General features: G+C 73.8%; 21 protein-coding genes and 1 pseudogene. 13 read left to right on the forward strand and 9 right to left on the reverse strand.

Annotated elements, in window-relative coordinates; translation table 11 throughout:
- Positions 1–37 precede the first annotated feature (37 nt).
- The 5 genes from ACYQ77_RS11220 to ACYQ77_RS11240 form a co-directional block, all read right to left on the reverse strand.
- On the reverse strand, positions 38–685 hold the full coding sequence (locus ACYQ77_RS11220; RefSeq protein ID WP_459710102.1) for a hypothetical protein: 648 nt from the start codon (positions 683–685) through the stop codon (positions 38–40).
- Positions 686–783: 98 nt separating this feature from the next.
- Positions 784–3,699: an ATP-binding protein gene (locus tag ACYQ77_RS11225; protein ID WP_459710104.1), complete on the reverse strand. Its 2,916-nt coding sequence runs from the start codon at positions 3,697–3,699 to the stop codon at positions 784–786.
- A 103-nt stretch (positions 3,700–3,802) separates the two neighbouring features.
- Positions 3,803–4,042: a hypothetical protein gene (locus ACYQ77_RS11230; RefSeq protein ID WP_459710106.1), complete on the reverse strand. Its 240-nt coding sequence runs from the start codon at positions 4,040–4,042 to the stop codon at positions 3,803–3,805.
- Between the two features lie 18 nt (positions 4,043–4,060).
- Complete coding sequence (locus tag ACYQ77_RS11235; protein ID WP_459710108.1) at positions 4,061–7,066, reverse strand: type 2 lanthipeptide synthetase LanM family protein; 3,006 nt, start codon at positions 7,064–7,066, stop codon at positions 4,061–4,063.
- A 105-nt stretch (positions 7,067–7,171) separates the two neighbouring features.
- On the reverse strand, positions 7,172–8,404 hold the full coding sequence (locus ACYQ77_RS11240; RefSeq protein WP_459710109.1) for a helix-turn-helix domain-containing protein: 1,233 nt from the start codon (positions 8,402–8,404) through the stop codon (positions 7,172–7,174).
- A 320-nt stretch (positions 8,405–8,724) separates the two neighbouring features.
- Between ACYQ77_RS11240 and ACYQ77_RS11245 the strand changes: the two genes are divergently transcribed.
- Both ACYQ77_RS11245 and ACYQ77_RS11250 read left to right on the forward strand, forming a co-directional pair.
- Entirely contained in the window at positions 8,725–9,342 is a 618-nt protein-coding gene (locus ACYQ77_RS11245) for a hypothetical protein (RefSeq protein WP_459710111.1), read from the forward strand.
- A gap of 10 nt (positions 9,343–9,352) precedes the next feature.
- A complete protein-coding gene (locus ACYQ77_RS11250) occupies positions 9,353–9,643 on the forward strand; it encodes a hypothetical protein (RefSeq protein ID WP_459710112.1) in 291 nt (96 codons plus the stop codon).
- On the opposite strand, the gene ACYQ77_RS11255 is transcribed toward ACYQ77_RS11250, so the two are convergent.
- Positions 9,640–10,278: a response regulator gene (locus ACYQ77_RS11255; RefSeq protein WP_459710114.1), complete on the reverse strand. Its 639-nt coding sequence runs from the start codon at positions 10,276–10,278 to the stop codon at positions 9,640–9,642. The two genes, ACYQ77_RS11250 and ACYQ77_RS11255, sit on opposite strands and share 4 nt — an antisense overlap.
- Positions 10,279–11,346 carry a sensor histidine kinase gene (locus ACYQ77_RS11260; protein WP_459710116.1) on the reverse strand — a complete coding sequence of 356 codons (1,068 nt, stop codon included), beginning with the start codon at positions 11,344–11,346 and terminating at the stop codon, positions 10,279–10,281.
- An 88-nt stretch (positions 11,347–11,434) separates the two neighbouring features.
- On the opposite strand from ACYQ77_RS11260, the gene ACYQ77_RS11265 reads away from it, so the two are divergent.
- Positions 11,435–12,340: an ATP-binding cassette domain-containing protein gene (locus tag ACYQ77_RS11265; protein WP_459710118.1), complete on the forward strand. Its 906-nt coding sequence runs from the start codon at positions 11,435–11,437 to the stop codon at positions 12,338–12,340.
- Positions 12,337–13,092 carry an ABC transporter permease subunit gene (locus tag ACYQ77_RS11270; protein WP_459710119.1) on the forward strand — a complete coding sequence of 252 codons (756 nt, stop codon included), beginning with the start codon at positions 12,337–12,339 and terminating at the stop codon, positions 13,090–13,092. Before ACYQ77_RS11265 ends, ACYQ77_RS11270 begins: the two co-directional genes overlap by 4 nt.
- On the opposite strand, the gene ACYQ77_RS11275 is transcribed toward ACYQ77_RS11270, so the two are convergent.
- A complete protein-coding gene (locus ACYQ77_RS11275) occupies positions 13,062–13,682 on the reverse strand; it encodes a TetR/AcrR family transcriptional regulator (protein ID WP_459710121.1) in 621 nt (206 codons plus the stop codon). The two genes, ACYQ77_RS11270 and ACYQ77_RS11275, sit on opposite strands and share 31 nt — an antisense overlap.
- Before the next feature lie 61 nt (positions 13,683–13,743).
- Between ACYQ77_RS11275 and ACYQ77_RS11280 the strand changes: the two genes are divergently transcribed.
- From ACYQ77_RS11280 to ACYQ77_RS11320, 9 genes and pseudogenes are all read left to right on the forward strand, one after another.
- Positions 13,744–14,580, forward strand: coding sequence for an SDR family NAD(P)-dependent oxidoreductase (locus ACYQ77_RS11280; RefSeq protein ID WP_459710123.1), 837 nt, complete (start codon positions 13,744–13,746; stop codon positions 14,578–14,580).
- Positions 14,581–14,603: 23 nt separating this feature from the next.
- Positions 14,604–15,842 carry a TetR family transcriptional regulator gene (locus tag ACYQ77_RS11285; protein WP_459710125.1) on the forward strand — a complete coding sequence of 413 codons (1,239 nt, stop codon included), beginning with the start codon at positions 14,604–14,606 and terminating at the stop codon, positions 15,840–15,842.
- A gap of 116 nt (positions 15,843–15,958) precedes the next feature.
- Positions 15,959–16,144, forward strand: a pseudogene (locus ACYQ77_RS11290) (siderophore-interacting protein); the annotation flags it as partial.
- 73 nt (positions 16,145–16,217) lie between these two features.
- Positions 16,218–16,694, forward strand: a complete 477-nt coding sequence (locus ACYQ77_RS11295) for a siderophore-interacting protein (protein WP_459710756.1) — start codon at positions 16,218–16,220, stop codon at positions 16,692–16,694.
- 84 nt (positions 16,695–16,778) lie between these two features.
- Complete coding sequence (locus ACYQ77_RS11300) at positions 16,779–17,723, forward strand: NmrA/HSCARG family protein (RefSeq protein WP_459710127.1); 945 nt, start codon at positions 16,779–16,781, stop codon at positions 17,721–17,723.
- A gap of 609 nt (positions 17,724–18,332) precedes the next feature.
- Positions 18,333–20,114 carry an AfsR/SARP family transcriptional regulator gene (locus ACYQ77_RS11305; RefSeq protein WP_459710129.1) on the forward strand — a complete coding sequence of 594 codons (1,782 nt, stop codon included), beginning with the start codon at positions 18,333–18,335 and terminating at the stop codon, positions 20,112–20,114.
- A 9-nt stretch (positions 20,115–20,123) separates the two neighbouring features.
- Positions 20,124–21,377, forward strand: a complete 1,254-nt coding sequence (locus ACYQ77_RS11310; protein WP_459710130.1) for a hypothetical protein — start codon at positions 20,124–20,126, stop codon at positions 21,375–21,377.
- Between the two features lie 61 nt (positions 21,378–21,438).
- Complete coding sequence (locus ACYQ77_RS11315; protein ID WP_459710131.1) at positions 21,439–21,954, forward strand: PadR family transcriptional regulator; 516 nt, start codon at positions 21,439–21,441, stop codon at positions 21,952–21,954.
- The gene (locus ACYQ77_RS11320) at positions 21,951–22,574 is read left to right on the forward strand and encodes a GyrI-like domain-containing protein (RefSeq protein ID WP_459710133.1); all 624 of its coding nucleotides are present in this window, start codon (positions 21,951–21,953) and stop codon (positions 22,572–22,574) included. The genes ACYQ77_RS11315 and ACYQ77_RS11320 overlap by 4 nt, the downstream gene beginning before the upstream one ends.
- Here the strand turns inward: ACYQ77_RS11320 and ACYQ77_RS11325 are convergent.
- Positions 22,571–24,001, reverse strand: coding sequence for an MFS transporter (locus tag ACYQ77_RS11325; RefSeq protein WP_459710135.1), 1,431 nt, complete (start codon positions 23,999–24,001; stop codon positions 22,571–22,573). The two genes, ACYQ77_RS11320 and ACYQ77_RS11325, sit on opposite strands and share 4 nt — an antisense overlap.
- Positions 24,002–24,111 lie beyond the last annotated feature (110 nt).

Consider the following 24,111-nt stretch of genomic DNA (forward strand, 5'->3'; position numbering starts at 1 on the left):
TAGTGGTCCATGCACGGAGAGTGGGCCGCGCCGGGGGTCAGCCGGACTGGGCGCCCTCCTCGGGGTCCCGTGGCCGCAGGTCCAGCGTCGGCTCGAGCAGTTCGAAGATCGCCGGGTCGAGCGGGCCGGTCTGCCGGGGGATGCCGGCGGCGCCGGTGACGTCGTGCAGGGGGTGTTTCCACGACCAGTCGATGTGGTTGTCGACCAGTTCGCCCTGCCCGATCCACGCGCCGGTGAGACCGTCCTTCTCGGTGCCGGTCCACAGCAGCGTGAGCCGTTCCCGGTCGCCGAACAGGGCGTCGGGCCTGCTGAACAGCGCCTGGTGGTCGCGGCTGTTGAGCAGTTCCCTGCGCAGGTCGCTCGCGTCGGCGAGCGAGCCGTGAGGGCCGCCGTGCACCTGCATCTGGTAGATGCCGACCTTCGGCAGCTTCAGCGCGACGGTCTGGAAGGCGGTGTCGACCTGGAGCTCGGGGATCGCGGCGGTGAGCGAGGCCGCGGTGCGGACGAGGAACTGGTAGCGGTCGGTGCCGAAGCTCATCGGGTTGTTCCAGTTGCCCCGGGGACCGCTCAGGCGCACGCGCTGGAGGTCGGCCGCCGCGTCGTGCGCGTCCTGCAGCCACTCGCAGATGGCGGACGTGAAAGCGGGCACCGGTACGGGGTCGATCAGGTTCGCCAGCCGGTCCACACGGTCTCCTACTTGATCCGCCACTCGCGTTTCGAGTCGGGCCACTTGATTTTCCCGCACGATCCGCGCACGTGTGGGATGTCCGGCCCGGGCGTGTCTCAGGCGGGGTCGGCGGCCGTGACGGCGTACTCGGACAGCGCGATGCGGTTGGGCAGGCCGGTCTTGGTGATCAGGCTGGACACGTGCTTCTCGACGGTGCGGGGCGACAGGTGCAGGCGGTTGGCGATCTCGCGGTTGCCGAGCCGGTCGGCGAGCAGGCGCAGCACCTCGTACTCGCGCACGGTCAGCCCCGCCGACCGCAGCGCCGACGGCATCTCCGCGAGCCCGGTGCGCCGCTGCCCGACCTTCACGCCGCTGTTGCGCAGCAGCGCCCGGCAGGCGCTGGCGACGGCGGGGATGTCGGCGGAGTGGAAGTAGTCCTCCGCGGCGCGCAGCCAGTCGACCGGGGTGCCCCAGCCGTCGGTGAGCGCGCATTCGGCGACCAGGCGCAGCCCGAGGTGCCTGCCCATGGCGTAGGGGGTGCCCGCGGTGAGCGCGTCGGCCAGCGCCTCCTCCGCCTCGGCGTTCTCACCGGCCCGCCCGGCCAGCACGGCCCGGCCGAACTGGGCGAACATCCGGTCCCACCGCAGCCCGGCGGCGGGGGAGGACGCGACCTCGTCGAACTCCTCGCGGGTGATCGTGGCGCAGACGGCGCCGAGCAGCAGGTTCAGGCCGTAGCGGCCGCCGAGGTGGTAGACGGTCGGGGTCGCGTCCTCGGCCCGCAGCGCGTAGGCCTGTTCCTCGACGGCCCGCGGCCGGTTCTCCTCCAGCAGCGCGCAGAACGCCCGCGCGAGCCCGTACACGCGGGGCGCGTAGAGCGGCTGGGCGTCGCCCTCCCACCGCCGGAACGTCGCGAGCGCCTCGTCCATCTCCTTGCGGCGGCCCCGGTGCCCGGCGAGTATCGCCCGCACGACCAGCACGTAGTGCACGTTCTCGACGAGCTTGAGCCTGCTGGAGGCGGCGAACACCTGGTCGACGAGCGACTCGGCGGTGGCGAAGTCGCCCTCGAGGATCGTGTACAGGGCGATGCTCTGCTCGGCCTGGTAGCGGGCGGTGACGGCGCCGACGAGGGTGGCCTGCGTGCGGGCCTGTTCGAGCCGGTCGAGGTAGCCGTCGCGCAGCGCGTCGTCGTTGCCGAGGCGCACGAGCGCGTGGATCTCCCAGATCGGCAGGTCGTGGCGCATGGCGGTGGCGCGGGCGCGTTCCAGGCACGCGGTCGCGGCGGCGGGGTCGGTGGAGCGCTGCAGCACGCCGAGCAGCTGCCAGGCCTGGCAGGCCACGACCGGCAGCGGCACGCGGTCGGCGACCTCGGCGGCCCGCCGCGCGAGCCGCTGTGCCTTCTCGATCTGGCCCTGGCCGGGTGCGTCGAGGACGAGGTGGGCCTCGACGACGTCGATGGGCGCGGTGTCGGCCTCGTCGGCGTCCGGGCCGAGCAGCGTCCTGGCGGCGCTGATCTGCGCGAGGCTGTTGGGTCCCGGCCCGGCGACCTGGGCGGCCCACGCGAGGCGGGTGTGCAGGCGGGCCCGCCGTCGCGGGTCGAGGCCGCCGACCTGGTCGAGGGTGCCGACGGACGCGAGCGCGCGTTCCACGAGCCCGGCCTCGGCGAGCGCGTAGACGAGGTGCTCGAGCGTGTCGGCGCGTTCGGCGGCCTCGTCGCCTGCCAGCAGCTCCCAGGCGCGGTCGAGCAGCCCGACGGCGGAGTTCGCGGCGCCCTGTGTGCTGGCGCGGCGGCCGGCCTCGGCGAACAACCGGCCCGCGACGGTGGTGTTGCCCGCCTCCAACCGCAGCGCGGCGGCGGTCTGGCACCACTCGCCGGGCAGCCCGGGGTACACGGTCTCCAGCGCGTCGGCGACCTGCTCGGCGAGCCGGGCGCGTTCGGCGGGCGCGAGGAGGGTCAGCAGCGCCTCGCGGATCAGCTGGTGCTGGAAGGTGTACCAGTCGGGCAGCTGGTCGTCGGGTTGCACGAGCTGCGCGACGGGTTCGCCGTGCAGGTGCGACAGCAGCTCCCGGTCGGGCAGCCCGGTGACGGCCTGCACGACGGCGAGCGGGAACCGCCTGCCCGCGACCGCGGCCACGGACAGCAGTTTCTGCACGGTGGGGCCGAGCGCCTCGATGCGGCGGGCGACGGTCCTGGCGAACGTGGCAGGCACGTCCTCGGGTGGCGGGTCGGCCATGCGCCAGCCGTGGTCGGCAGGCACGAGCAGGCCGCCGTCGACGATGCCGCCGAGCAGCTCCTCGATGAGGAACGGGTTGCCCGCGCTGCCCGCCCACAGCAGGTCGACGGCCGGTGCGGGCACGTCGGCGGCGGGCACCGACAGGCAGGCGCCCGCGAGGTCACGCAGGCCCGCACGGTCGAGCCGGTCCAGCTCGATCAGCACGGCGGTGCCCCGGCGCGCGGCCGAGCGGGCCAGGTCGAGCGCCGGGCACGGTTCGTTGCGGATGGCGCCGAGCAGCAGCGTGGGCTGCCGGTCGAGGTTGTCGATCAGGTACTCGACGACCGCGAGGCTCTCGGCGTCGGCGTCCTGGAGGTCGTCGAGGGACACCAGGCAGCCACGGCCCTTGCCCGCGAGCCCGGTCAGCCGCAGCACCGCCTCGGCGAGGATGACGAGCGACCCGCCCTCCTCCTGCGCGGCCGGGGTGCCCCAGTCCGGGATGAGCCGGGCCAGCACCGGCCGGTACGGGCCGAGCGCGTCGATGTCGATGTCGTCGCCCGCGCGCAGCAGCGACAGCAGCGCCTCGGTGAGGGACCGGAAGGGCACCATGGGGCCGATGGCGCTGCCGCGACCACGCATCAGCACCATGTCGGCCTGGAAGGCCTGGTCAGCGGCCGACGCCGCGAGCCTGGACTTGCCGATGCCGCTCTCGCCGACGAGGAACACCGCCCCGCCCCGCCCGGCGGCCGCCGCGGTCAGGGCGTGCTCGACGGTACGGAGCTCCTGGTCGCGGCCCACCACGGTTGACGAGCGGTTCCGCACGATTGCCGAGACTACCGAGGTGTCCGCCGCGTGATCCAGAGTGGTGCGGACCCGGCTCGGTCCGCACCCCCGGACCCGGCGTCAGTCTCCGTCAGCCTGCGTGTCAGTCGAGCTGACCGCCGCAGCAGGTGGTGTTCGCGCCGGCGGTGACGTCGTCGAAGGCGCCCGCGAGGCCGAAGGCGAGCGCGCCGGCCGAGACGGCCATGCCTGCGAGGGCGGCGGCCCGCACGCCGAAGGTGATCGCGGGCATGAACCGCATGAGCGGCGCGGGGTAGGCGCGGCCCTCGGCGGCGGGGGTCTCGTCGGTGGCGGTGGCATCGGTGGTGAACAGCTCGTCGGACACGGTGTGCTCCTTGTTCTCTCAGTGGGTGTGCAGGACGTGGTCTGTGGGGCGGGACGGTTCGAGCAGCAGGACCGACGGCACGCGCTCCGGGTGGCCGAGGCGCAGCAGGCCGTACCCGATGCCCGCGACGCCGCCGAGCAGGCCCGGGGTCGGCACGCCGCCCGGGGTGCCGCAGGTGGGGCCGTGCTGCGTGTACGCGTCGAGGATGAGGCCCGCGCGCCTGCGGCGGACGGTCGCCCCCTGTTCCGTGTGGTCGCCCGCGAGTGCCTCGACGATGCCCAGTTCGCCGTGGCAGAGGCTGAGGTCGCCGAGGACGGGCCGGTCGGCGGACAACGCGGGGTTCTCGTCGGTGACGCCTGCCATCGCGAGCCCCGCGGTGCCGGTGCACCAGCCGGGTTCGCCGGGCACCGCGGTGGCGTGCGCGGCGGCGAGTGCCGCCGCGTCGCGATCGTACGGGGCGAGTGCCCACGCGATCCCCGCGGCGCCGTCGGCGAACCCGGACGGCCCGTCCGGTCCGCCGCAGCGGCCGCCGGTGCGGCGGACCAGTTCGGCGAGCCCGTCGGCGCACTCCCTGGCGAGGTCCCCGGCTTCGCGCAGGCCGAGTTCGGTGTGCACGGCGGTCATGGCGGCGAGACAACCGGCGCCGCCGCTCGCGACGCCGGCGGGGCCGGGCGCCTTGGCGGCGGCCGCGGCCAGTTCGACGGCGGTGCGGGCGTCGTCGCGCAGCCCGTCGTCGCCGAGCAGGGTGGCGAGCCGGGCCAGGCCGTAGGCGATGCCGCCGAAGCCGTGGAAGCCGCCGCAGCCGACGGCGCCCGCGAGGTCGGGCCTGCTGCGCATGAGGTCGAACAGCTGCGGCAGGCCGCGCAGCGCGCTGCGGGCGATCTCGGCGTAGCGGGACACGCCGGACAGTTCGGTGAGCTGGGCGAGGAACAGCGCGACACCCAGGTAGCCGGTGCCGAGGCTCGCGCCCATCGGCAGCACGAGCCAGCGCTGGTCGTCGACGAGTTCGAGGCCGAGCCAGTTGACGCGGTCGCCGCTCGCGTGAGTGCGGGCCACGAGCCGGTCGGCGAGCGCGCAGGCGGTGACGACCAGCCGCTCCGGCGGCGCCGCGGTGCCCGCGAGGTGACCGGGCAGCGGCGCGGCCGCGCGGTGCGCGGTGCCGGGGGCGCGGGTGGCGAGCGCGGCGGCGATGATCCATTCCTGGTCGCGCAGGTCCATCTCGCTCATCGCGTTGACCTTGGCGAGCGCGCTGGCCAGGCCGGGGCGCTCCAGGGCGCCGGGCAGGCGCTGCCCGCTCGCGCTCCACAGGTCGGCCGACCCGGGACGGGCGGTGAACATGGGCACGTCGAGCGCCCACAGGTCGGCCAGCTCGTGGCGGCACACCCGCCACCGCAGCGGGTCGCCCGCGGACTCGACCCACAGCACGTCGAGCGCGTTGTCCCGGTCCATGCCGTCGCGGAGCAGCTCGGGCCGGGTGGACTCGGCGAGCAGCCGCGCGTAGCCGCGGGAGTGGCGGACCGCGACGCGCACCTCGTCCTCCGCGCACCCGTCGAGCAGGTCGGTGAACTCGGCGCGGTGGCGGATGATCGCGTCGTAGGCGGTGCGGAACCCGTCGAGCAGCGCCTTCTCGTGGTCGGCGACGTCCGCGGCGTGGTCGCCGAGCCGGGGCAGGTTGCCCGCGCCTGCGCGGGTGACGGTCCGCCGCACCTCGCGCAGCGCGCCCCGCTCGTCCGGCTCCCAGTCGGTGACCACGTCGGACACGGTCCCGCCGCCGAGCGCCGAGACGTCGGCGGCGCCGCCCTCGCCCGCGACGACGACCGGCAGCAGGCCGGTGCGCTGCACGGACTCGGCCAGCATGCGCCCGGCGGGGTCGACACCGTCGGACGGTGCGGCGAGCGCGGGGTGGAACAGCGCCTCGGTGTCGACGAGCACGGGCTGGTCACCGCTCGCGATGACGTTCTCGAAGTGCATGTCCGAGGCGTGCAGCGCGTGCAGCAGGACCAGCAGCGCGCCCTGCCTGCGGTAGAAGCGGTCGGCGGCGGCGAGGTCGGGCAGCGGGCGGGCGGGCACGAACTCGACCCAGCCGTACCCGTCGCGGACCACGGCGCCCGCGGTGCGCAGGCCGAGGTCGGGCACGACCGTGTTGAGCCAGCGCACGGCGGCGCCGAACCGTTCGTGCGCGCCGAGGTCCCGTGGCTTGTGGACGACGCGGCTGCCGTCGGCGAAGGTGAGGATCGCGACCGACCGGCCGTGCCGGTGGGTGTCGCCGAGGCCGGTGCGGATCTCGGTCAGCGGACCGGGGTCGGTGCCGCCGAGCAGCGTGGTGACGATCAGGTCGCGGTCGGCGGCGAAGCGGGTGAGCAGTTCGGCGAACGCGTCGGTCTGGAAGGTGCTGGCCTGCCCGAGCAGCCTGGCCAGCACCGGGTACTTGGTGAGCAGCCGGGCGAACCGGGCGGGTTCGGTGAGGCGGGTCGCGAGGTCGGCGGCGCCGGTCACGTGTCCCGCGACGATGGCGGCGTTGAGCTCGTACGCGAAGGTGCGCGCGGCGATGGACACGAGTTTGCGGGTCAGCCGTTCCGCGAACGCGGCGACGAGCGCGGCGAGGTCGGCCTGGTGGGCGTACTCGGCGATCCGGTCGGTGAGGTCGTCGGTGGCGGCGGTGACGAAGGGCCGCAGCACAGCGGCCAGCGCGGTTCGCCAGTCGGTTGTGTCGACGTGGTGGGCCATCGCGCCGCGGACCGCGCGTTCGGCGGTGCCCGCCCAGCCGGGGCGGGTGACGCGGGCGGCGAGTGCCGACGGTTCCTCGGTGAGCAGACCAAGGAGGGCGACCTCGTCCAGGCCGTCGGCGACGAGGCGCTGGTCGAACCGGTTGCCCGCGCCGAACCCGGCGCGCCACCTGGCGACGCGGTCGCGGGCCTGTGCGCTCGGCACGGTGCCGCGCACCGGTGCCGGCCGTTCGGCGAGCGCGAGGCCGGGCGCCCACCAGTCGGCGGGGAAGGCGCCGGCTGGGCCCGTCTCGGTCATGGACAGGACGGTGCCAGCCCGTGCGGGCGGGGTCATGGGTGGAAACTACGCATATTCCCGGCGCACGGCGCGGATCCGTATCGAGTTGTTCGCAAGTGCATCAGCTCATCGCGCCGCCCTCAGCCGGGGAAGGCCGGCTTCCTCTTGTGCGTACCGCCTGACCAGCGGGTTCATCCGGTACCCCGGTCCGGCCGGGGTGAGCAGGTGCGCGTGCGCGAGCGCGTCGAGACCGTCCCGCAGCGCCGGTTCGGCGGTGGCCAGCGGGTGGCACAGCTCGGCGGCGGTGAGGGTGTCGGTGTCCAGGTGCGCGAGCTGGTGCAGCAACCGCTGCTCGTCGGGGCGCAGCGTGGCGACGTGGCTGGCGATGCAGGCGCGGACGGACAGGTCGGCGACGGTGAGCCGGTCCAGCACGAGGTCGTCGTCAGTGAGCAGGGCGGCGAGGTCGGCGAGCGGGCGGTGCGGGCGCGCGGCGAGCCAGGACCCGGCGATGTGCAGCGCGACCGGCAGGCGGGCGCAGGCGTCGACGATCGCCTGCGCGGCCACGGGTTCGTCGCGCACCCGGTCGCCGACGAGCCGCACCAGCACCTGTCTGGCGCAGGCGGCGCCGAGCGGGTCGAGCCGCACGGTGTGCACGCCGGGGAGCGCGATCAGGTCACGGCGGCTGGTCATCAGCACGGCGCTGGGCGCGGCGCCGGTCAGCAGCGGCCGCACCTGCCCTTCGTGGGCCACGTTCTCCAGCACCACGAGCACCCGCCGGGCGGCGAGTTCGGCACGCACGAGCGCGGCGCGTTCGTCCCTGGTGGCGGGCAGGTCGGTGACGTCGAGGGACCGCAGCAGCCGCGCGAGCACGGCGTCGACGGACATCGGCGTGCGGTCGGGCTGGTCGAGGTCGGCGTAGATCTGGCCGTCGGGGAACCGGTCGCGCACCCGGTGGGCGACGTGCACGGCCACGGCGGTGCGGCCGACGCCGGGACCGCCGCTGACCAGCGCGGCGCGCGGTCCGGTGGTGGTGAGCGCGCGGGTGACGGCGGCGACGGGCAGGTCGCGGCCGCACAGTTCCGGCACGTCCGGCGGCAGTTCGCACCGGCCGCCGGGCGGTGGTTCCGCGTGCCCTCTGCCCGCCGCGGTGAGCAGGGCGGCCTCCTCGGCCTCGGTCAGCCGCAGCGCGAGGGAGAGCAGCGCGACCGTCTGCCGCTGGGGCCGTTCGGTGCGGCCGATCTCGAGGTTGCGGATCGCGCGGACGGACAACCCGGACCGGTCGGCGAGCTCCTCCTGGGTGAGGCCCACCCCGGTGCGGTAGGCCCGCAGGACAGCCCCGAACGCGGGACGCGTTGCCATGGCGGACCTCCTCGGGTCTGCTGTGGACGGGTGGACCTCCTCTACGGTCGCCTACCCACCCCACTCCCCGCATGCGTGCTGTCCACCCACATTTGCGCTGGCAGCCCGCGTGCTCACGCCGCGTGCGCGGGCCGGGACGCAGTGCTGGTTGTGCCGGTGGAAGTGCCGGTGGAAGTGCCTGGTCCGCGCTCCCTTGATCGGGTTTCGTCATGTCGGGAGCGCCGGGTAGGACGGCCTCTTGCACGGTGGCGGCACGGCTCCGGCCGGCCCCCTCACGGCAGTCGTGCCGCCACCGCTACGACGGGTCCTGGAGGTCAGTGTTGAGTGTCGCGTTCGGGTGCGTCGACGTCGCCGGCTTCGAGCTGGTGGGGTACACGTCGGGCCTGTCCGCCGGACTCGCGAAGGCACTGGCCGACCTGGACGACGCGGATCTGATGGCCGCGGCCCACGCGGGCTGGGCGGCCGTCCCCGCGCAACGAGTGCACGAGGGCGCCTCGGTCCTCGAGCACCACATGGCCACCTCCGAAGGGGTGGCGATCCTCGACGTGCGGCTGCCGGCAGGGCTGGTGCCGCTGCGGCACGCGGGTGATCGCCCGGAGGTGGTCGGGCTGCGGCTGGCCGCGGTGCGGATCGGGCTGGCGCGGAAGCTGCTCGACCAGGCGATTGGGGCGCTCACCGACGGCCGGCCGCCGCTCCACCACATGCTGCTGCTCGGCGCGGTCACCGACGTGCTCGGTGCGCTGACGGCGCTGCGGGGCAGGCTGGAGGAGGCGGCGCTGTGGCCGTCGCGTGCGGCGGTCGTCGACGTGCACCACCGGCTGACCCGGCTGGACTGGCAGGTCGCGAAGTTGTTCGGCCTGCAGGGGGATCTCGCCGACCACCCGGTCCGCGCGTTGTTCGTCGCCGAGCTGGTGGCGAACACGTGGGTCGGGGCATGACAGGAGTGCCATGGACGACCGAGGAGTGCTCTGCCCGCCGGCGGTGCCCGCACCGCGCCAGGAAGCGGACACCGACCCGGTACAGGTGACTTGCGAAGGCGCCGGGCAGCCGCCGTTGCCGGTGCTGGCGCGCGTGCAGCACGTGTTCTGCGGGGCGGCCGCGGGCGCGGTGTGGCCGATGCTGCGCAGGGAGCTGCGGGCGGGCACGGTGTCGGCGGGTGAGCTGGTGCTGTTGCGGATCGGCCGGGGCGCGGGCGAGACGTGGACGGAACTGGTGATCGCGGAGGACCGCGAGTACTAGCGCGCGTCGCGCACCAGCATGGCGACCTCGACGCGGTTGGCGCAGCCGAGCTTGGTCAGCACGCGGCTCATGTAGGTCTTGATCGTCGGTTCGCTCATGTGCACGCGGCGGCCGATCTCGGCGTTGGAGAGCCCTTCGGCGACCAGTCCGGCGATCTCGGTCTCGCGCGGGCTCAGCGCCGCCAGGCGGGCCAGTGCCTCGTCGCGGCGGCCCGCGGCGGGCGCGACCATGCCGAGCACCATCCTGGTGACCTCGGGTGAGAGGTAGGCGTCGCCGTCGTGTGCCGCGCGGACGGCGCGGACGAGCTCGCCGGGTGTGCAGTGCTTGAGCACGAACCCGGCCGCGCCGTCGCGCAGCGCGCGCAGCACGTTCGGTTCGGTGCCGAAGGACGTCAGCATCACCGCCCGCACCGACGGCGCCTGCCTGCGCAGCTCGCCGAGCGCGCCGAGGCCGTCGAGGACGGGCATGGTGATGTCGAGCAGCGCGACGTCGGGCCGGTGCGCGACGGCGGCCGCCACGGCCGCGTTCCCGTCGGCGGCGGTCGCGACCACCTCGATGTCGCCGTCGGCCTCGAGCACGGTGCGGATGCCCGCGGTGATCAGTGGTTCGTCGTCGGCGACGAGGACCCGCACCACCTAGCTCACCCCGGTCAGCAGGCTCGCGGGCAGCAGCACGAACAGCAGCGCGGCGGTCGCGACGCCGACCATGGTGGCGCGGGTGCGGCCGATGGCGGGCGGTGGTGCCACCGCGGTGGGCAGCATGGCCACGAGGGTGAACCGGCCGTGGTCGCGGCGGTGGTCGAGGAACCCACCCGCGGCGCCGACCCGTTCGGCGAGCCCGGCGAGCCCGAACCCGCCGCCTGGTTCGGTGCCGTCGGCGAGCGGGTTGGTGACGGTGACGACGAGCGTGCCGGTTTCGCGGGTCAGCCGTACGGCGACGGGCCGGCCGGGTGCGTGTTTCGCGGCGTTGGTGAGCCCTTCCTCGACGACCCGGTACACCGCGCGGGACGCGGCTTCCGTGAGCGGGCCCGGCGTGCCGGTGACGGTGACGTCGACCCCGGCGGCGCGGAAGTCGGCGATCAGGGCGGGTACGGCCTCGGCGCCCGGGGTGTCGTCCGCGGCGCCGCGCAGCGAGCCGATCAGCTGGTACAGCTCGGTCGCCGCGTCCCGGGCGCTGCCCGCGAGCGCGCGCACGGCGTCGCGTTGCGCGGGCGGCAGGTCGGTGACCTCGAGCGCGGCCGCCTGCACGGACACGAGGCTGAGCCGTCTGCCGAGCGCGTCGTGCATGTCGCGGGCGATGCGCAGGCGTTCCCGCAGCTGTTCGCGCTCGGCCAGCAGCGCCTGCTCGGTGCGCAGCTGCCGGTTGTGCGCGTCGAGCGTGCGGACGAGGGTGCGGTGCTGGGCCAGGTAGCGGCCGACGAGCAGCGGCAGTGTGAAGAACACGACGAACGTCGCGACGTGCTGCGGTGCGGCGGCGGGGGTGTGCAGCACCTGCAGCCCGCCGGCGACGGCGGCGGTGGCCGCGACCACCGCGGTGTCGACGCGGGAGAGCAGCGTGCGCCCGGTGAGGTAGGCGGTCCAGGCCAGCAGCGCGCAGGCGGCGAGCACCAGCAGCCCGAACGGCCCGCGGTGGCCGTGGAGCCCGGCGGCGAACGTCGCGCCTTCGGCGGCCAGGACGGCGGCGACGGCGAGGTATCGGCCCATGGCTGCAGGTTACGGGTCGACTTTCGTCGATCCTCCTCGCGACTTTCGCCGACAGCGGCCGCGGGCGGCGCGCTCCTAGCGTGCCGGTGTGATCGAGGTGGCAGGACTGACCAAGCGGTACGGGCGGACCCTCGCGGTCGACGACCTGACGTTCCGGGTGGAACCAGGTCGGGTGACCGGTTTCCTGGGCCCGAACGGTGCGGGCAAGTCGACGACGATGCGGATGGTGCTGGGGCTGGACCGGCCGACGGCGGGCCGCGTGCTCGTCGACGGCCGCCCCTACGGGGACCTGACGGAGCCGTTGCGGCGGGTGGGCGCGCTGCTGGAGGCGCGGGCGGTGCACGGCGGCAGGAGCGCCCGCCACCACCTGTTGTGGCTCGCGCAGACGAACCGGATCCCGGTGTCGCGGGTGGGTGCGGTGCTGGAGCTGGTCGGCCTGACCGGGGTGGCGCGCAAGCGGGTCAGGGGTTTCTCGCTCGGCATGCGCCAGCGGCTCGGGATCGCGGCCGCGCTGCTGGGGGACCCGGGTGTGCTGCTGTTCGACGAGCCGGTGAACGGGCTCGACCCGGAGGGCATCGTGTGGCTGCGCACGCTGCTCAAGGACTTCGCCGCGCAGGGCCGCACGGTGCTGGTGTCGAGCCACCTGATGAGCGAGATGGCGCTGACCGCGGACCACCTGGTGGTGATCGGCCGCGGCAGGCTGCTCGCGGACACGTCGGTGGCGGACTTCATCGCGGACAACTCCCGTCCGCACGTCCGCATCACCACCCCGGACCCGGCCCGGCTGCGCGCGGTGTTCGCGGCGGAAGGAATACAGGTGACCGACATCGAGGGCGGTGCGCTGGCGGCGCACGGCGTCGACCCGGCGCGGGCCGGTGAGCTGGTCGCGGCGCACGGACTGGTGGTGCACGAGATGGCGTTGCGGCAGGCGTCGCTCGAAGAGGCGTTCGTGCGGATGACCGCGACGGCCGTCGAGTTCCGGGAGGGGGAGTGACGGTGTTCCTCGCGGCGGTGCGCGCGGAGTGGACGAAGGCGCGGACGGTCCGGTCGACGTGGTGGAGCCTGTCGGTGTCGGCGGTGCTGTGCGTCGGGGTCGCGGCGCTGCTCGGGCTGCAGCTGTCCGGTGACATCGACCGGATGGCGGGTGATCCGGCCGAGCTGGGGTTCTTCTCGTTGCTGATCGGGCAGATCGCGCTGGTGGTGTTCGGGGTGCTGCTGGTCGGCGCGGAGTACACGACGGGCACGGTCCGCGCGTCGCTGGCGGCGGTGCCGAGCCGGGGTGTGTTCCTCGCGGCGAAGGCGCTGACGGCGGCCGGGGTCGCGGCGGTGCTGTCGGTGGTGGTCGCGTTCGGGTCGTTCCTCGCCGCGCAGTGGGGGCTGGGCGCACACGGTGTGGGGCTGGGCCATACCGGCGTATTGCGTGCGGTGCTCGGCGCGTGCGCGTACCTGACGTTGATGTGCGTGTTCGCGATGGCGGTCGCGACGGTGCTGCGGAGCACGGCGCTGTCGCTGGGGATCATGATCCCGGTGCTGTTCCTGAACTCGCAGGGCCTGGCGAACCTGCCTGCGGTCCGGCCGGTGACGCAGTACCTGCCGGACCAGGCGGGCGCGGTGATGATGACGGTCAGCGAGGGCGTCCTGGGCCCGCGTGACTTCGGGCCGGGTGGCGCGTTCCTGATCCTGCTGGCCTGGGTCGCGGTCGCGCTGGCGGGGGCCTACGTGTCGGTGCGCCGCCGGGACGCCTGAGCGAGGCCGCCGAGCGCGGTGTCGACCAGCGCGTCGATGAACGCGGTCGTGAGGGGCCCCGCACGGAACAGCCACCGGTTCTGCAGCGGCCCCCAGATCAGGTCGACGGCGAGGTCGAGGTCGGTGCCGGCGGGGAGCTGCCCGGCGGTGACAGCGGCCAGCAGCCGCCGCTTCTTCATCTCGCGGAGGGGGTGTTCGAGCCGTTCGCGGTAGGTGGCGGCGAGTTCGGCGTTGTCGAGGATCTCGACGGTGAGCGCGCGCATGGGCTCGCTGTAGCGGGGGTTGTTCAGCTCGTCGACGGTGGCGGCGAGCACGAGCTTGAGGTCGGCGGCCAGGTCACCCGTATTGGGCAGGTCCGCGTCGCCGTCGCCGTCGGCCAGTGCGAGCAGCGCGTCGAACAGGACGGCGCCCTTGGAGGGCCACCAGCGGTAGATCGTCTGCTTGCCCGCGCCGGCGCGGGCCGCGATGCCCTCGATCGAGAGCTTCCGGTAGCCGACCTCGGCGGCGAGGTCGAGCGCGGCGGCGAGGATGGCCTGCCGGGTCGGCTTGCTGCGGCGGGCGGAGTCGGGTGCCTTGCGTTCCGTCGGCATGCGTGTCACTCTACCACGAGACGAGACGCACCGTCTCGTTATCGACACAAGGGGAGACAAGATGCGCACGTGGTTCATCACCGGCGCGAGCCGTGGCCTCGGCAAGGCGTTCGCCGACGCGGCGCTGGCCGAAGGCGACCGGGTGGTGGCGGTGTCCCGCACCATCGAGGAGCGGTCCGACGACCGCGTGCTGGCGTTCCGGGTGGACGTCACCGACCGGGACGCCGTGCACGCCGCGGTCGACCGGGCCGTCGCGCACTTCGGGCGGCTGGACGTGGTCGTGAACAACGCCGGGTACCTGGCGATGGGCATGGTCGAGGAGTTCACGGAGGCGGAGGCCCGCGCGCAGTTCGACGTGAACTTCTTCGGCCCGCTGTGGGTGACGCAGGCGGCGCTGCCGCACCTGCGTGCCCAGGGCGGCGGGCGGCTGGTGCAGATCTCGAGCATCGGCGCGCTCGCCGGGTACCCGCTGACCGGCCTGTACAGCGCGAGCAAGTTCGCGCTGGAGGGCATGAGCGAGGCGGTGGCGGCGGAGGCGGCCCGGTTCGGGGTGCGGACGACGATCGTGGAGCCGGGCGGGTACTGGACCGACCTGTACCTGTCGGGACTGCGTGCCACGACACCGAACCCGGCGTACGCGGAGCTGCGGGCGGAGCTGGAACGCCGGTTCGCGGAGGGGTCGAAGGACAGTCTGCCGGAGCTGGCGGCGCGGGCGCTGGTCCGGCTGGTGGACAGCGACGACCCGCCGCTGCGGTTGCTGCTCGGCGACATGGTCTACGACCTGGCGGTGGAGGTGACGAACCGCAAGCTCGCCACCTGGGCGGAGTGGGAGGAGGTCAGCCGCGCCGCGGAACACGCGGTGCCGCCGCCCGCGTGGTACGGGGCGGCCACGGGTTAGGTGAGGCTGGGTACGGTACGGCTGTGAGCACGGAGCCCCGGAGCGGTCGCCGTCCCGGCAGGCCGCCGTCGCTGACCCGGGACGACGTGGCGCGGGCCGCGTTGGCGGAGGGCCTGCCGAACCTGTCGATGCCCACGGTGGCGCGCAGGCTCGGGGTGAGCCACTCGACGCTGTACCGGTACGTCCACGACCGGGACGACCTGCTGCTCGCGGCGCTGGACCTGGCCTTGCGCGAGTTCGACTGGCCGGGCACCGACATGGGCTGGCGGGAGGCGATGGTCTCCTTCGCCGACGCGCTGTGGCGGTTCCTGGAGCGGTACCCGGGCATGGCGGAGACGTCGCTGGTGGTGCCGAGCATGCCCGGCAAGGCGCTCGGCATCGCCGACCAGTACGTGACGCGGCTGCGGGCGGAGGGGCTGAGCGCGCGGGACGCGGTGATCGCGGTCGACTTCACCGCCGACCTGACGATCGCGGCGGAGATCGGGGTGCGCCGCATGAGCCGGGTGTTCGACACCCCGCGCGGCAGGCGCAGCCTGCGGGAGCTGTACGAGGGGCCGGACGCGTCGCGGTTCGAGCGGCGCGGGTGGCTCGACGACAAGCTCACGATCATGCTCGACGGGCTGGCGACCAGGCTGGGACAGCCGGTGGCGGACGTGCCGGGCGACCGGCCGCCCGCGCCCGTGCCGTCGTCGGTGCCGGACCGGGACGCGATCGCGGCCGCCGGGCGGGTGGTCGGTCGCCGCGACGGGCTGCACGCGGTGTCGGTCGCGTCGGTGGCCGAGGAGCTGGGCACCACGATGGCCGCGGTGCGACAGGTGGCCGGCGACCGCGACGGCGTGGTGGTCGCGATGCTCGACGCGGTCGCGGCGGACATGGTGGTGCCGGAGCCGGCGGCGGACCCGAGGGCGGAGATCCTGGGGCTGGTGTCGGCGGCGTACCGGGCGCTGGCCGCGGACCGGTGGTCGGTGCTGGCGATCACCATCGACGGGCTGGCCGGGCCGAGGATCGTGCCGGTGGTGTGGCGGGTGCTGGCGGCGTTCCGCGCCGCGGGGGTGCCGGAGGAGGACGTGCCGGACGCGTCCCGGATCCTGTGGGAGCACCTGTACGGCGCGGTGCTGGGGCGGTTCGAGAAGGTCGACGCGGACACGTTCGCCAACCGGACGGCCGCGGCGGCGGAGCTGCCGGTGCCGCCCGCGCGGCCGGGTTTGGCCGAGCTGGGGTTGGAGATCGTCGTGGATGGCATCCTCGCCCGCTTCCGCTAAGGTTAGGCATGCCTAACTACTCGACGTTCGAGCGGCTGCAGATGAAGGTCCTCGACAAGGCGGTCGGTCTGGTGATGGCACCGGCCGCGCAGCGCACGGTGTACGACCAGTTCACGATGACCGTTGTCGGTACAGCTGACCTGGCACCGAACGTCCGGCGGATCACGTTCCGGGCCGACGAGTTCGCCGACCACGTCCACACCGGCGCGGACGAGTACTTCGGGTTGCTGATGCCGCCGCCGGGCGCGGCGGCGGTGACGATGCCGAGCGAGGACCGGATCAACGTGCGGCAGGCGATCCGGCGGATGCCGGAGGACCAGCGACCGGACCTGCGCTGGTACACGATCCGGCGGCTGCGGCGCGCGGAAGCGCGAGATCGACGTGGACTTCGTGCTCCACGGCGACGCGGGCCCGGGTTCGCGGTGGGCGTCGCGGGCGGAGCCGGGTCAGACGGTCGGTTTCCGCGCGGGCAACGCCACCTACCTGCCCACCCGGCCGGGTCCGCAGCTGCTGGCGGCCGACGAGACGGCGCTGCCCGCGTTGTCGGCGATCCTGGAGGCGCACCGGGACGCGGACATCCACGCCTACGTCGAGGTGCCCGACGACAGCTACCGGCTGCCGATCGACTGCGACCGCCCCGTCACGTGGCTGGTCCGGGGCGAGGACGCCCCCGGTACGCGCCTGCTGCCCGCCGTCGCCGATCTCGATACGACTGACCTGGGATACGCGTGGCTGTGCGGCGAGTCCGCGATCGCCACCGGACTGCGCCGCCACCTGGTGAAGGAACGCGGGGTCGACCGCCGCCGGATCATGTTCTCGGGTTACTGGAAGGTGGGTTCGGCGCGCGAGTAGACGGCGCGTGCACAGGACGTGCACGGGACGCCAACGTCGCGGGACTTGTATCGGGACCGAGATCCCGACAACGGAGGAGTCCCGATGAGTGACAAGAAGGTCATCGCGGTGGTCGGCGCGACGGGTCAGCAGGGCGGCGGCGTGGCGCGCGCCATCCTCGACGACCCGGACGGCGGGTTCGCGGTCCGCGCGCTGACCCGCGACCCGTCCTCGGCCGCGGCGAAGGACCTGGCCGCGCGTGGCGCCGAGGTGGTGGCGGCGAACCTGGACGACGAGCAGAGCGTGCGCGCGGCGCTCGATGGTGCGTACGGCGCGTTCTTCGTGACCGCGTTCTGGGAGTACAACGACACCGGCCGCGAGCAGGCGCAGGCGCGCAACATGGCGAACGCGGCGAAGGCGGCGGGGCTGTCGCACGTGGTGTGGTCGACGCTGCCGGACACCCGCGACCACCTCGCGGAGGACGACGAGCGGGTGCCGACGCTGCAGGGCACGTACAAGGTGCCGCACTTCGACAGCAAGGCGGAGGCGAACCGCTTCTTCACCGAGGCGGGCGTGCCGACGACGTTCCTGTCGACGACGTTCTACTTCGAGTCGTTCCTGGAGTACTTCCCGCCCAGGCGCGGCGAGGACGGCAAGCTGGTGCTGGCCCTTCCCATGCGTGACCGCAGGCTGTCGGGCATCGCGGTGGCGGACATCGGCCGGATCGCGTACGCGATCCTCCGCCGAGGTACCGCCCTGGCAGGCGAGACGATCAGTGTGGCGGGCGAGAACCTGACGGGCGCGGAGTACGCGGAGCGCTTCGCGAAGGAGTTCGGCGAGGAGGTCACGTACCAGCCGATCGATGTGGACGTGATCCGCGGGTCGGGCGCCCCGGGCGCGGACGACCTGGCGAACATGTTCTTCTACTACGCCGAGCACGAGGACTTCTTCGCGGGCGCACGCGACCCGGAGGTGGTGCGCACGCTGCACCCGCACCTGAAGGATTTCGCGACGTGGCTGGCGGAGAACCGCGACAAGTTCACGCTCTGAGGCCCGGCGGGCGTGGCCTCCGGCCCCCTCGAACCAGCGTACGGCACACCACCGACAACCCCGCCCAGCCGCGGCGTCTCCTGTGGACAACCAGGCCCGCTGTGGACAACCCAGCGGTTCCCGATCTTGCGGGCCGGGCAGTGTCGGTGGCACCGGGTAGCGTGGTTCGAGGGGGCCGGAGGCCACCGGGGGTCCGGCCTGAGGCCGGGCAGCGGGGCCGGACAGCGGGCCGCGCACCTCGGATCGCGCTCTCGAGTTCGCGCTCCTGATCGGCTGCTCCGCTCCGTCCTGAGCGCGCATCCGTGGCATCCGTCTGCGCGCCGCCCCGCCATCCGACCCGGTCGTGCGGCGGCACCCGGCGGGTCGCATCCGCGGGCACCGTGCCTGCCCGCTCTGATCGCGGCCCGGCCGCCAACCCCGGCGGCAGACCCCGGACCAGACCCAGTACCTCGTCCCGGCCCGGACTGTGGACAACCCCTCCCACAGCGACGAAAACTGTCGGTGCCCGCCGCTACGCTGGAAACCGGGGGCCGGAGGCCAACCGCCGGAATACGGATCACCTCGCAGGCTGTTCTCCCGTCCAGTGGCGGTCGCGGAGAGGAGTCGTCGGTGGGCGGCGAGTTGCGGTTCGAGGTGCTGGGTCCGGTCCGCGCGTGGCTCGACGACACCGAGATCGACCTGGGCACCCCGCAGCAGCGGGCGATCCTCGGCATCCTCCTCCTGCGCGACGGCGCCGCCGCCACCCCCGGCCAGCTGATCAGCGCCCTCTGGGGTCCGACCGCCCCGCGCGCCGCCACCGGCATGATCCGCTCCTACGTCTCCCGCCTGCGGCGCGTACTGCCCGGGGACGTCATCGAGTCCGTCGGCGGCGGGTACGCCCTGCGGGCCGGCGCGCTGGACGCCACCGAGTTCGCCCACCTGATCGCCGCCGCGCGGACCGCTGCCGACGCGCGCACGAAGGCCACCCACCTGCGGAAGGCGCTGGGGTTGTGGCGCGGCACCCCGCTCGCGGGCGTCAACGGCGAGTACGCCGAGGGTGAACGGACCCGGCTCGCCCAGGTGCGGCTCGCGGCGGTCGAGGACCTCGCGGCCGCGGACATCGACACGGGCAGGCACGTCGAGGCGACCACCGCGCTCGAGGAGGTCATCGCCGCGCACCCGTTGCGGGAACGGCCGCGTGAACTGCTGATGCTCGCCCTCTACCGCGCGGGCCGCCAGGCCGACGCGCTGGCCGTGTTCACCGAGATCCGCCGCCTGCTCGCCGACGAGCTGGGCCTCGAACCGGGGCCCGCGCTGCGCGACGTGCAGCGCCGCATCCTGGCCGCCGACCCGGACCTGGGCGAACGCGGACGGCCGTCGGTGCTCGCGCAGCTGCCGCCCGACCTCCCGGACTTCGTCGGCCGCGCCGACGAGATCCGGACCGTGACCGCCGCGCTCACGCCGGTGCGCGGGCAGGTCCCGGTCGTCGGCGTCGAGGGGCTCGCCGGGGTCGGCAAGACGGCGTTCGCGGTCCACGTCGGACACGCGATGGCCGACCGCTTCCCGGACGGGCGCCTGTTCGCCGACCTCGGCACGGACGCGCTGCCCGGTCTGCTGCGCGACCTCGGGGTCACCGACCCGCCTGCGTCGCGGGCCGAGCAGGCCGCGTTGTGGCGGACCAGGACAGCCGGCCTGCGGCTGTTGATCGTCCTCGACGGCGCCCGTGACGCCGAGCAGCTGCGCCACCTCATCCCCGGCGCGGGCGGCGCGGCCGTGCTGCTCACCGCGCGCCGCCGCCTCTACGGCGTGCCGTACGTCCAGTGGCTGCGCCTGTCCGGGTTGCGCGAGGAGGAGTCGCACGCGCTGCTGGCGCGCATCGTCGGCGACCGGGTGCACCGCGAACCGGACGTGGCCCGGGAGCTGGTCGCGAACACCGCGGGGCTGCCGCAGGTCGTCGCCGCGATCGGGAACCGCATCGCGTCACGTCCGGAGTGGACGCTGGACGCGGCCCGCGACCGGATCGGCAGGCCCGCGCCGGGCGCGCCGGTGCCGCGCCCCGAGTGCGGCGCGATCGAGGGGCCCTACCTGTCCACCCTGGACGAACTGACCCCGGTGCAGGCGCGGGCGTTCCGGCTGCTGTCGGTCGCCGACGGCCCGGACATCACGCTCCCGGCGGCCGCGGCCGTGCTGGACCTGCCGGCCGGGGAGACGGCACTGCTGCTGGAGTCGCTGGTGGACGTCCACCTGCTCGAGCTCGCTGGCATCGACCGGTACCACTACCACGCGCCGGTGCGGCACTTCGCGCGCGGCAGGGCGTACCTCGACGACGGTCCGGAGGCCTGCCAGGCGGCGCTGACCCGGCTCGTCCGCTTCTACAGCGCGGAGCACGGCGGCGTGCCCGCGCCCGCTTAATATGAGCCGGTGCGAGCGTCATTCGGTGCGGTACGGGCGGATGTGACGGAATTCCTCGCCGACCCGCTCGGCCCGGCGACCGTCGCGCGGTCGCTGATGGACCGGCCGGGCGAGGGTGATCCGGTGTGGGCGGCGTACGCCGACAAGCACCACTTCGACATCCCCGGCATGGACCACGACGACGGCAAGTCGGCTGACTTGATCGTGTGGGGCAAGGCGCTGGACTGCCTCGCACACCGGTACGTCCGTACCGTGTCGTCGTGGACGGGCGCGCCGCACCGCCTGTACGTGCTGACCCGCCAGCGCCTCGCGCTGTACACCCGTACCGAACCCAGTGGGTTCCTCGCCCGGGCGGCCCGGGTGGGCAGCGGGATCGTGCAGCTGGGCAAGGACCTCGCGGAGAAGGTCGCCGACCGCCGCAAGCTGTGGGGGAGCGGCAACTACGAGGGTGAGCCGATCACGCCGCCGACGATGGAACCGCTGGCGGAGATCGGGCGGGGGCAGATCGCCGGGTTCGAGGTGGCGGAGCGGCCGGCCGACCGCACCACGGTGCCGGTGCTGCGGGTCCGGCTGGTGGACGGGTCGGGGCTGGACTTCGTGGTCGGCATGACCGACCGCGACGAGTACGAGTACGCGCTCGGCCTCACCCACGGCGCGCCGCCGCTGCGGCCCGGTGTCCGGGGCGACTGGGCCGCGGCGCTGGCCGGGCAGGCGCTCGAGCAGGCCGCGACGTTGCTGCCGGGCGAGGACATCCTGGTGGCGGCGACGGCGAACACCGGGTACGTGGGTGCGCAGATCGGTCGCGCGCTGCGGGTGCCGCACACCCCGATCGGCCGGATGCCGGAGTTGCGGCTGCCCGCGGTGCGCTGGCCGCTGCCCGCGGTGACGTCGCAGGGCCCGAACGGCTGGCTCGACGACCCGACGATCGCGTACTGGGCGCAGGCCGACCGGGCCGACCGGGACGCGGTGGCGGTCGCCGACCTGCTCAGCCACGCCGCGGGCGCGGCGCGGCTGGTGCTGACGCGGGAGCGGCTGACGCTGGTCGTGCCGACGACGGCGCTGGTGGCGCCGGCGGACCCGGCGCGGGAGGTGACGTCGCTGCTGGACGTGCCGCCGACGCGGGTCCGGGGTATCACGGCGGAGCTCGCGGGCCGCAGCCTGCCGCCGAAGCCGTGGTTGCGGGTCGACTTCACGGACGGTTCGACGCTGCGGTTGCGGGACCCGGTCGCGGCCCGCCACGCCGCGATGCTGGTCGGCGCCTGACGCGGCCCCGTCCTCGTCGAGGATCCCGCCAGGCCACTTATTCTAGTGCTAGAATAGCTGAGTGGAGCTCACTCCGGCCGAACTGACACTCCTCGGACTGCTCGTGGAGAAGCCGCGGCACGGCTACGAGCTGGAGGAGGTCATCACCGAGCGGGGCATGCGCGAGTGGACGGAGATCGGGTTCAGTTCGATCTACTACCTGCTCACCAAGCTGCAGGGCCGTGGCCTGGTCGAGCCGGCGGGCGAACCGGCGCGCGGCAAGGCACGCAAGGTGTTCGCACCGACCCCGGCGGGCCGCCGGGCGTGCGCGGAGGCGGCCGAGCAGGCGATCGCCGAGCCGCGGCCGGTGTTCTCCCCGCTGCTCGTCGGCCTGGCCAACCAGCCGGTGATCCCGCCGGACCGGTTGCGTGCCGCGCTGGCCCGCCGCGCCGAGACCCTCGCCGAACGTGAACGGCAGGTCCGTGCCGCGGTGCCGACGCAGGCGCCGCCGTTCGTCCGCGCGATCTTCGACCACTCACTGGCACAGCTGCGCGCCGAGCAGGCGTGGCTGGCCGCGTACCGGGAGGAACAGGCATGAGCGCCTACGACGTGAAGCGTGCGCTGAAGGAGTGCTACGCGCCGAGGAACCGCGAGTGGGCGCTGGTGGACGTGCCGCCGCAGCGGTTCGTGGCGGTGTCGGGCACGGGGAACCCGAACACGGTCCCGGAGTACGCGCGGGCGGTGGCGGCCCTGTACGCGGTGGCGTACACGCTGAAGTTCACGAGCAAGGCGGCGGGCCGGGACTTCGTGGTGGGGCCGTTGGAGGGTCTGTGGTGGTCGCCGGACCCGGCGGTGTTCACCGCGCGCGCGAAGGACGAGTGGTTGTGGCGGATGCTGATCAGCGTCCCGGACTGGATCACGACCGAGGACGTGAAGGAGGCGGCGGCGACCGCGCTGGCGAAGAAGAAGAACCCGGCCATCGCGCTGGTGGAACACGAGTCCCTGCACGAGGGCCGCTGCGCGCAGGTCCTGCACGTCGGCTCCTACGACGACGAGACCCCGGTCATGACGCGGCTGCACACCGAGTACCTCCCGGCGCACGGCCTCACCGAACGGGACCGCCACCACGAGGTCTACCTGAGCGACCCGCGCCGCACGGCCCCGGACAAGCTGAAGACCGTGCTGCGCCAGCCGGTCAGCCCCCGCGACCAGCGCTAGAGGATCTTCGGTTCCGGGTTGCCGACGGCGCGGATGGCCTTGCGGACCGGGACGAAGAACATCAGCACCAGCCCGATGAAGAAGAACACCACGAGCGAGATGATCGCCGGCCGGTACGAGCCGGTCGCGCCGGCGACCGCGGCGAACAGCAGCGGGCCCATCCACGACGTGGCGCGCTCGCCGATCTCGTAGATGGAGAAGTACTGCGCCTCCTTGCCCGGCGGCACCATCTGGCTGAACAGCGACCGCGACAGCGCGTTCGTCCCGCCCAGCACGAGACCGATGCCCGCGGCCAGCATGTAGAACTGGAGCGCCTGCCCGGCCTGCACGAAGTACGCGGCGGCGATGACGACCAGCCACACGGTCAGGCTCATCATGATGGTGCGTTTGGCGCCGACGCGGCGGGCCACGACGCCGTGCAGCACGCCGCCGACGAACGCGACGAACTGCACGATGAGGATGGTCGAGATGAGCACGGTCGAGTCGAAGTTCAGCTCCTCCGAGCCGTACTGGGCGGACACGTTGGCGACCGTGGCGATGCCGTCGGTGTAGATGAGGTACGTGCCGAGGAACGCCAGCGTCAGCGGGTAGGCCCGTGCGAGCTTGAGCGTGCTGCCCAGCTCGCGGAACCCGCCGAGCAGCACCCCGCCCGGCCCGTGTTCGGCCCCGTGCGGCCGCTGGTGGTCCTTGAGCCTGCGCAGCGGGATCAGCGTGAACGCCGCCCACCACAGCCCCGACAGCAGGAACGCGATCCGCGCGGCGCCGCCCTCGGTCAGCCCCAGTGACTCGTGCATCAGGTACACGACGAGCTGCACCAGCAGCGCGGTGCCGCTGCCGAGGTACCCGAACGCCCAGCCGCGGGTGGACAGGGCGTCGCGTTCGTCGGCGGTCGCGATCTCGGGGATGAACGAGTAGTAGATGACCACCGAGCAGCCGTAGCCGATGTTGCCGAGGATGAACAGGACCACCCCGAGCTGCCAGTTCGTGCCGGCGACCAGCGACATGAGCAGGGTGGCGGTGGCACCGCCGAACGCGGAGACGGCGAGCATCCGCTTCTTGTTCTGCGTGCGGTCGGCGATGGCGCCGAGCAACGGCACGATCAGCACCTGGATGATCGTCGCCGCGGCGAGCAGGTAGCCCCACAGCGAACCGGCCTGGAAGTGCAGGCCGAACACGGAGATCTGGCAGTCGACGAGCTTGTTGGTGCCGCCGTCGCCGTCGGCGGGGCACGGGTTCGGGCCGTTGGTCGCCGTGTCGGCGAGCGCCGCCTCGGCCGCGACGGCGGTCAGGTACAGGGACCCGAACACGGTGATGACCGACGTGGGGAACACCGAGTTCGCCCAGTCGTACCAGACCCAACCGCGCTGTTCACGCCTGCGGTCCGGTGCGCTGGGCACCGTCTCGGGGCTGCCGTCCACCACGCTCATCCATCCTCCGTCCCGCTGTCGGCACGCGGACCCTACAGGGAGGGGCGGGTTTGGTGATCCACTCGGGACAGGTGATGCGAAACAGTGCCGTGACGTGTGTGGCTGATGGT

It is taken from the genome of Actinophytocola sp. KF-1 (genome assembly GCF_054661535.1).

Bases quoted from the DNA above. Each gene is read 5' to 3' on its own strand.
- ACYQ77_RS11235 (WP_459710108.1), bottom strand. From the start codon at position 7,066: ATGACCGAGACGGGCCCAGCCGGCGCCTTCCCCGCCGACTGGTGGGCG.
- ACYQ77_RS11240 (WP_459710109.1), bottom strand. From the start codon at position 8,404: ATGGCAACGCGTCCCGCGTTCGGGGCTGTCCTGCGGGCCTACCGCACC.
- ACYQ77_RS11250 (WP_459710112.1), top strand. From the start codon at position 9,353: ATGGACGACCGAGGAGTGCTCTGCCCGCCGGCGGTGCCCGCACCGCGC.
- ACYQ77_RS11260 (WP_459710116.1), bottom strand. From the start codon at position 11,346: ATGGGCCGATACCTCGCCGTCGCCGCCGTCCTGGCCGCCGAAGGCGCG.
- ACYQ77_RS11275 (WP_459710121.1), bottom strand. From the start codon at position 13,682: ATGCCGACGGAACGCAAGGCACCCGACTCCGCCCGCCGCAGCAAGCCG.
- ACYQ77_RS11280 (WP_459710123.1), top strand. From the start codon at position 13,744: ATGCGCACGTGGTTCATCACCGGCGCGAGCCGTGGCCTCGGCAAGGCG.
- ACYQ77_RS11300 (WP_459710127.1), top strand. From the start codon at position 16,779: ATGAGTGACAAGAAGGTCATCGCGGTGGTCGGCGCGACGGGTCAGCAG.
- ACYQ77_RS11320 (WP_459710133.1), top strand. From the start codon at position 21,951: ATGAGCGCCTACGACGTGAAGCGTGCGCTGAAGGAGTGCTACGCGCCG.
- ACYQ77_RS11325 (WP_459710135.1), bottom strand. From the start codon at position 24,001: ATGAGCGTGGTGGACGGCAGCCCCGAGACGGTGCCCAGCGCACCGGAC.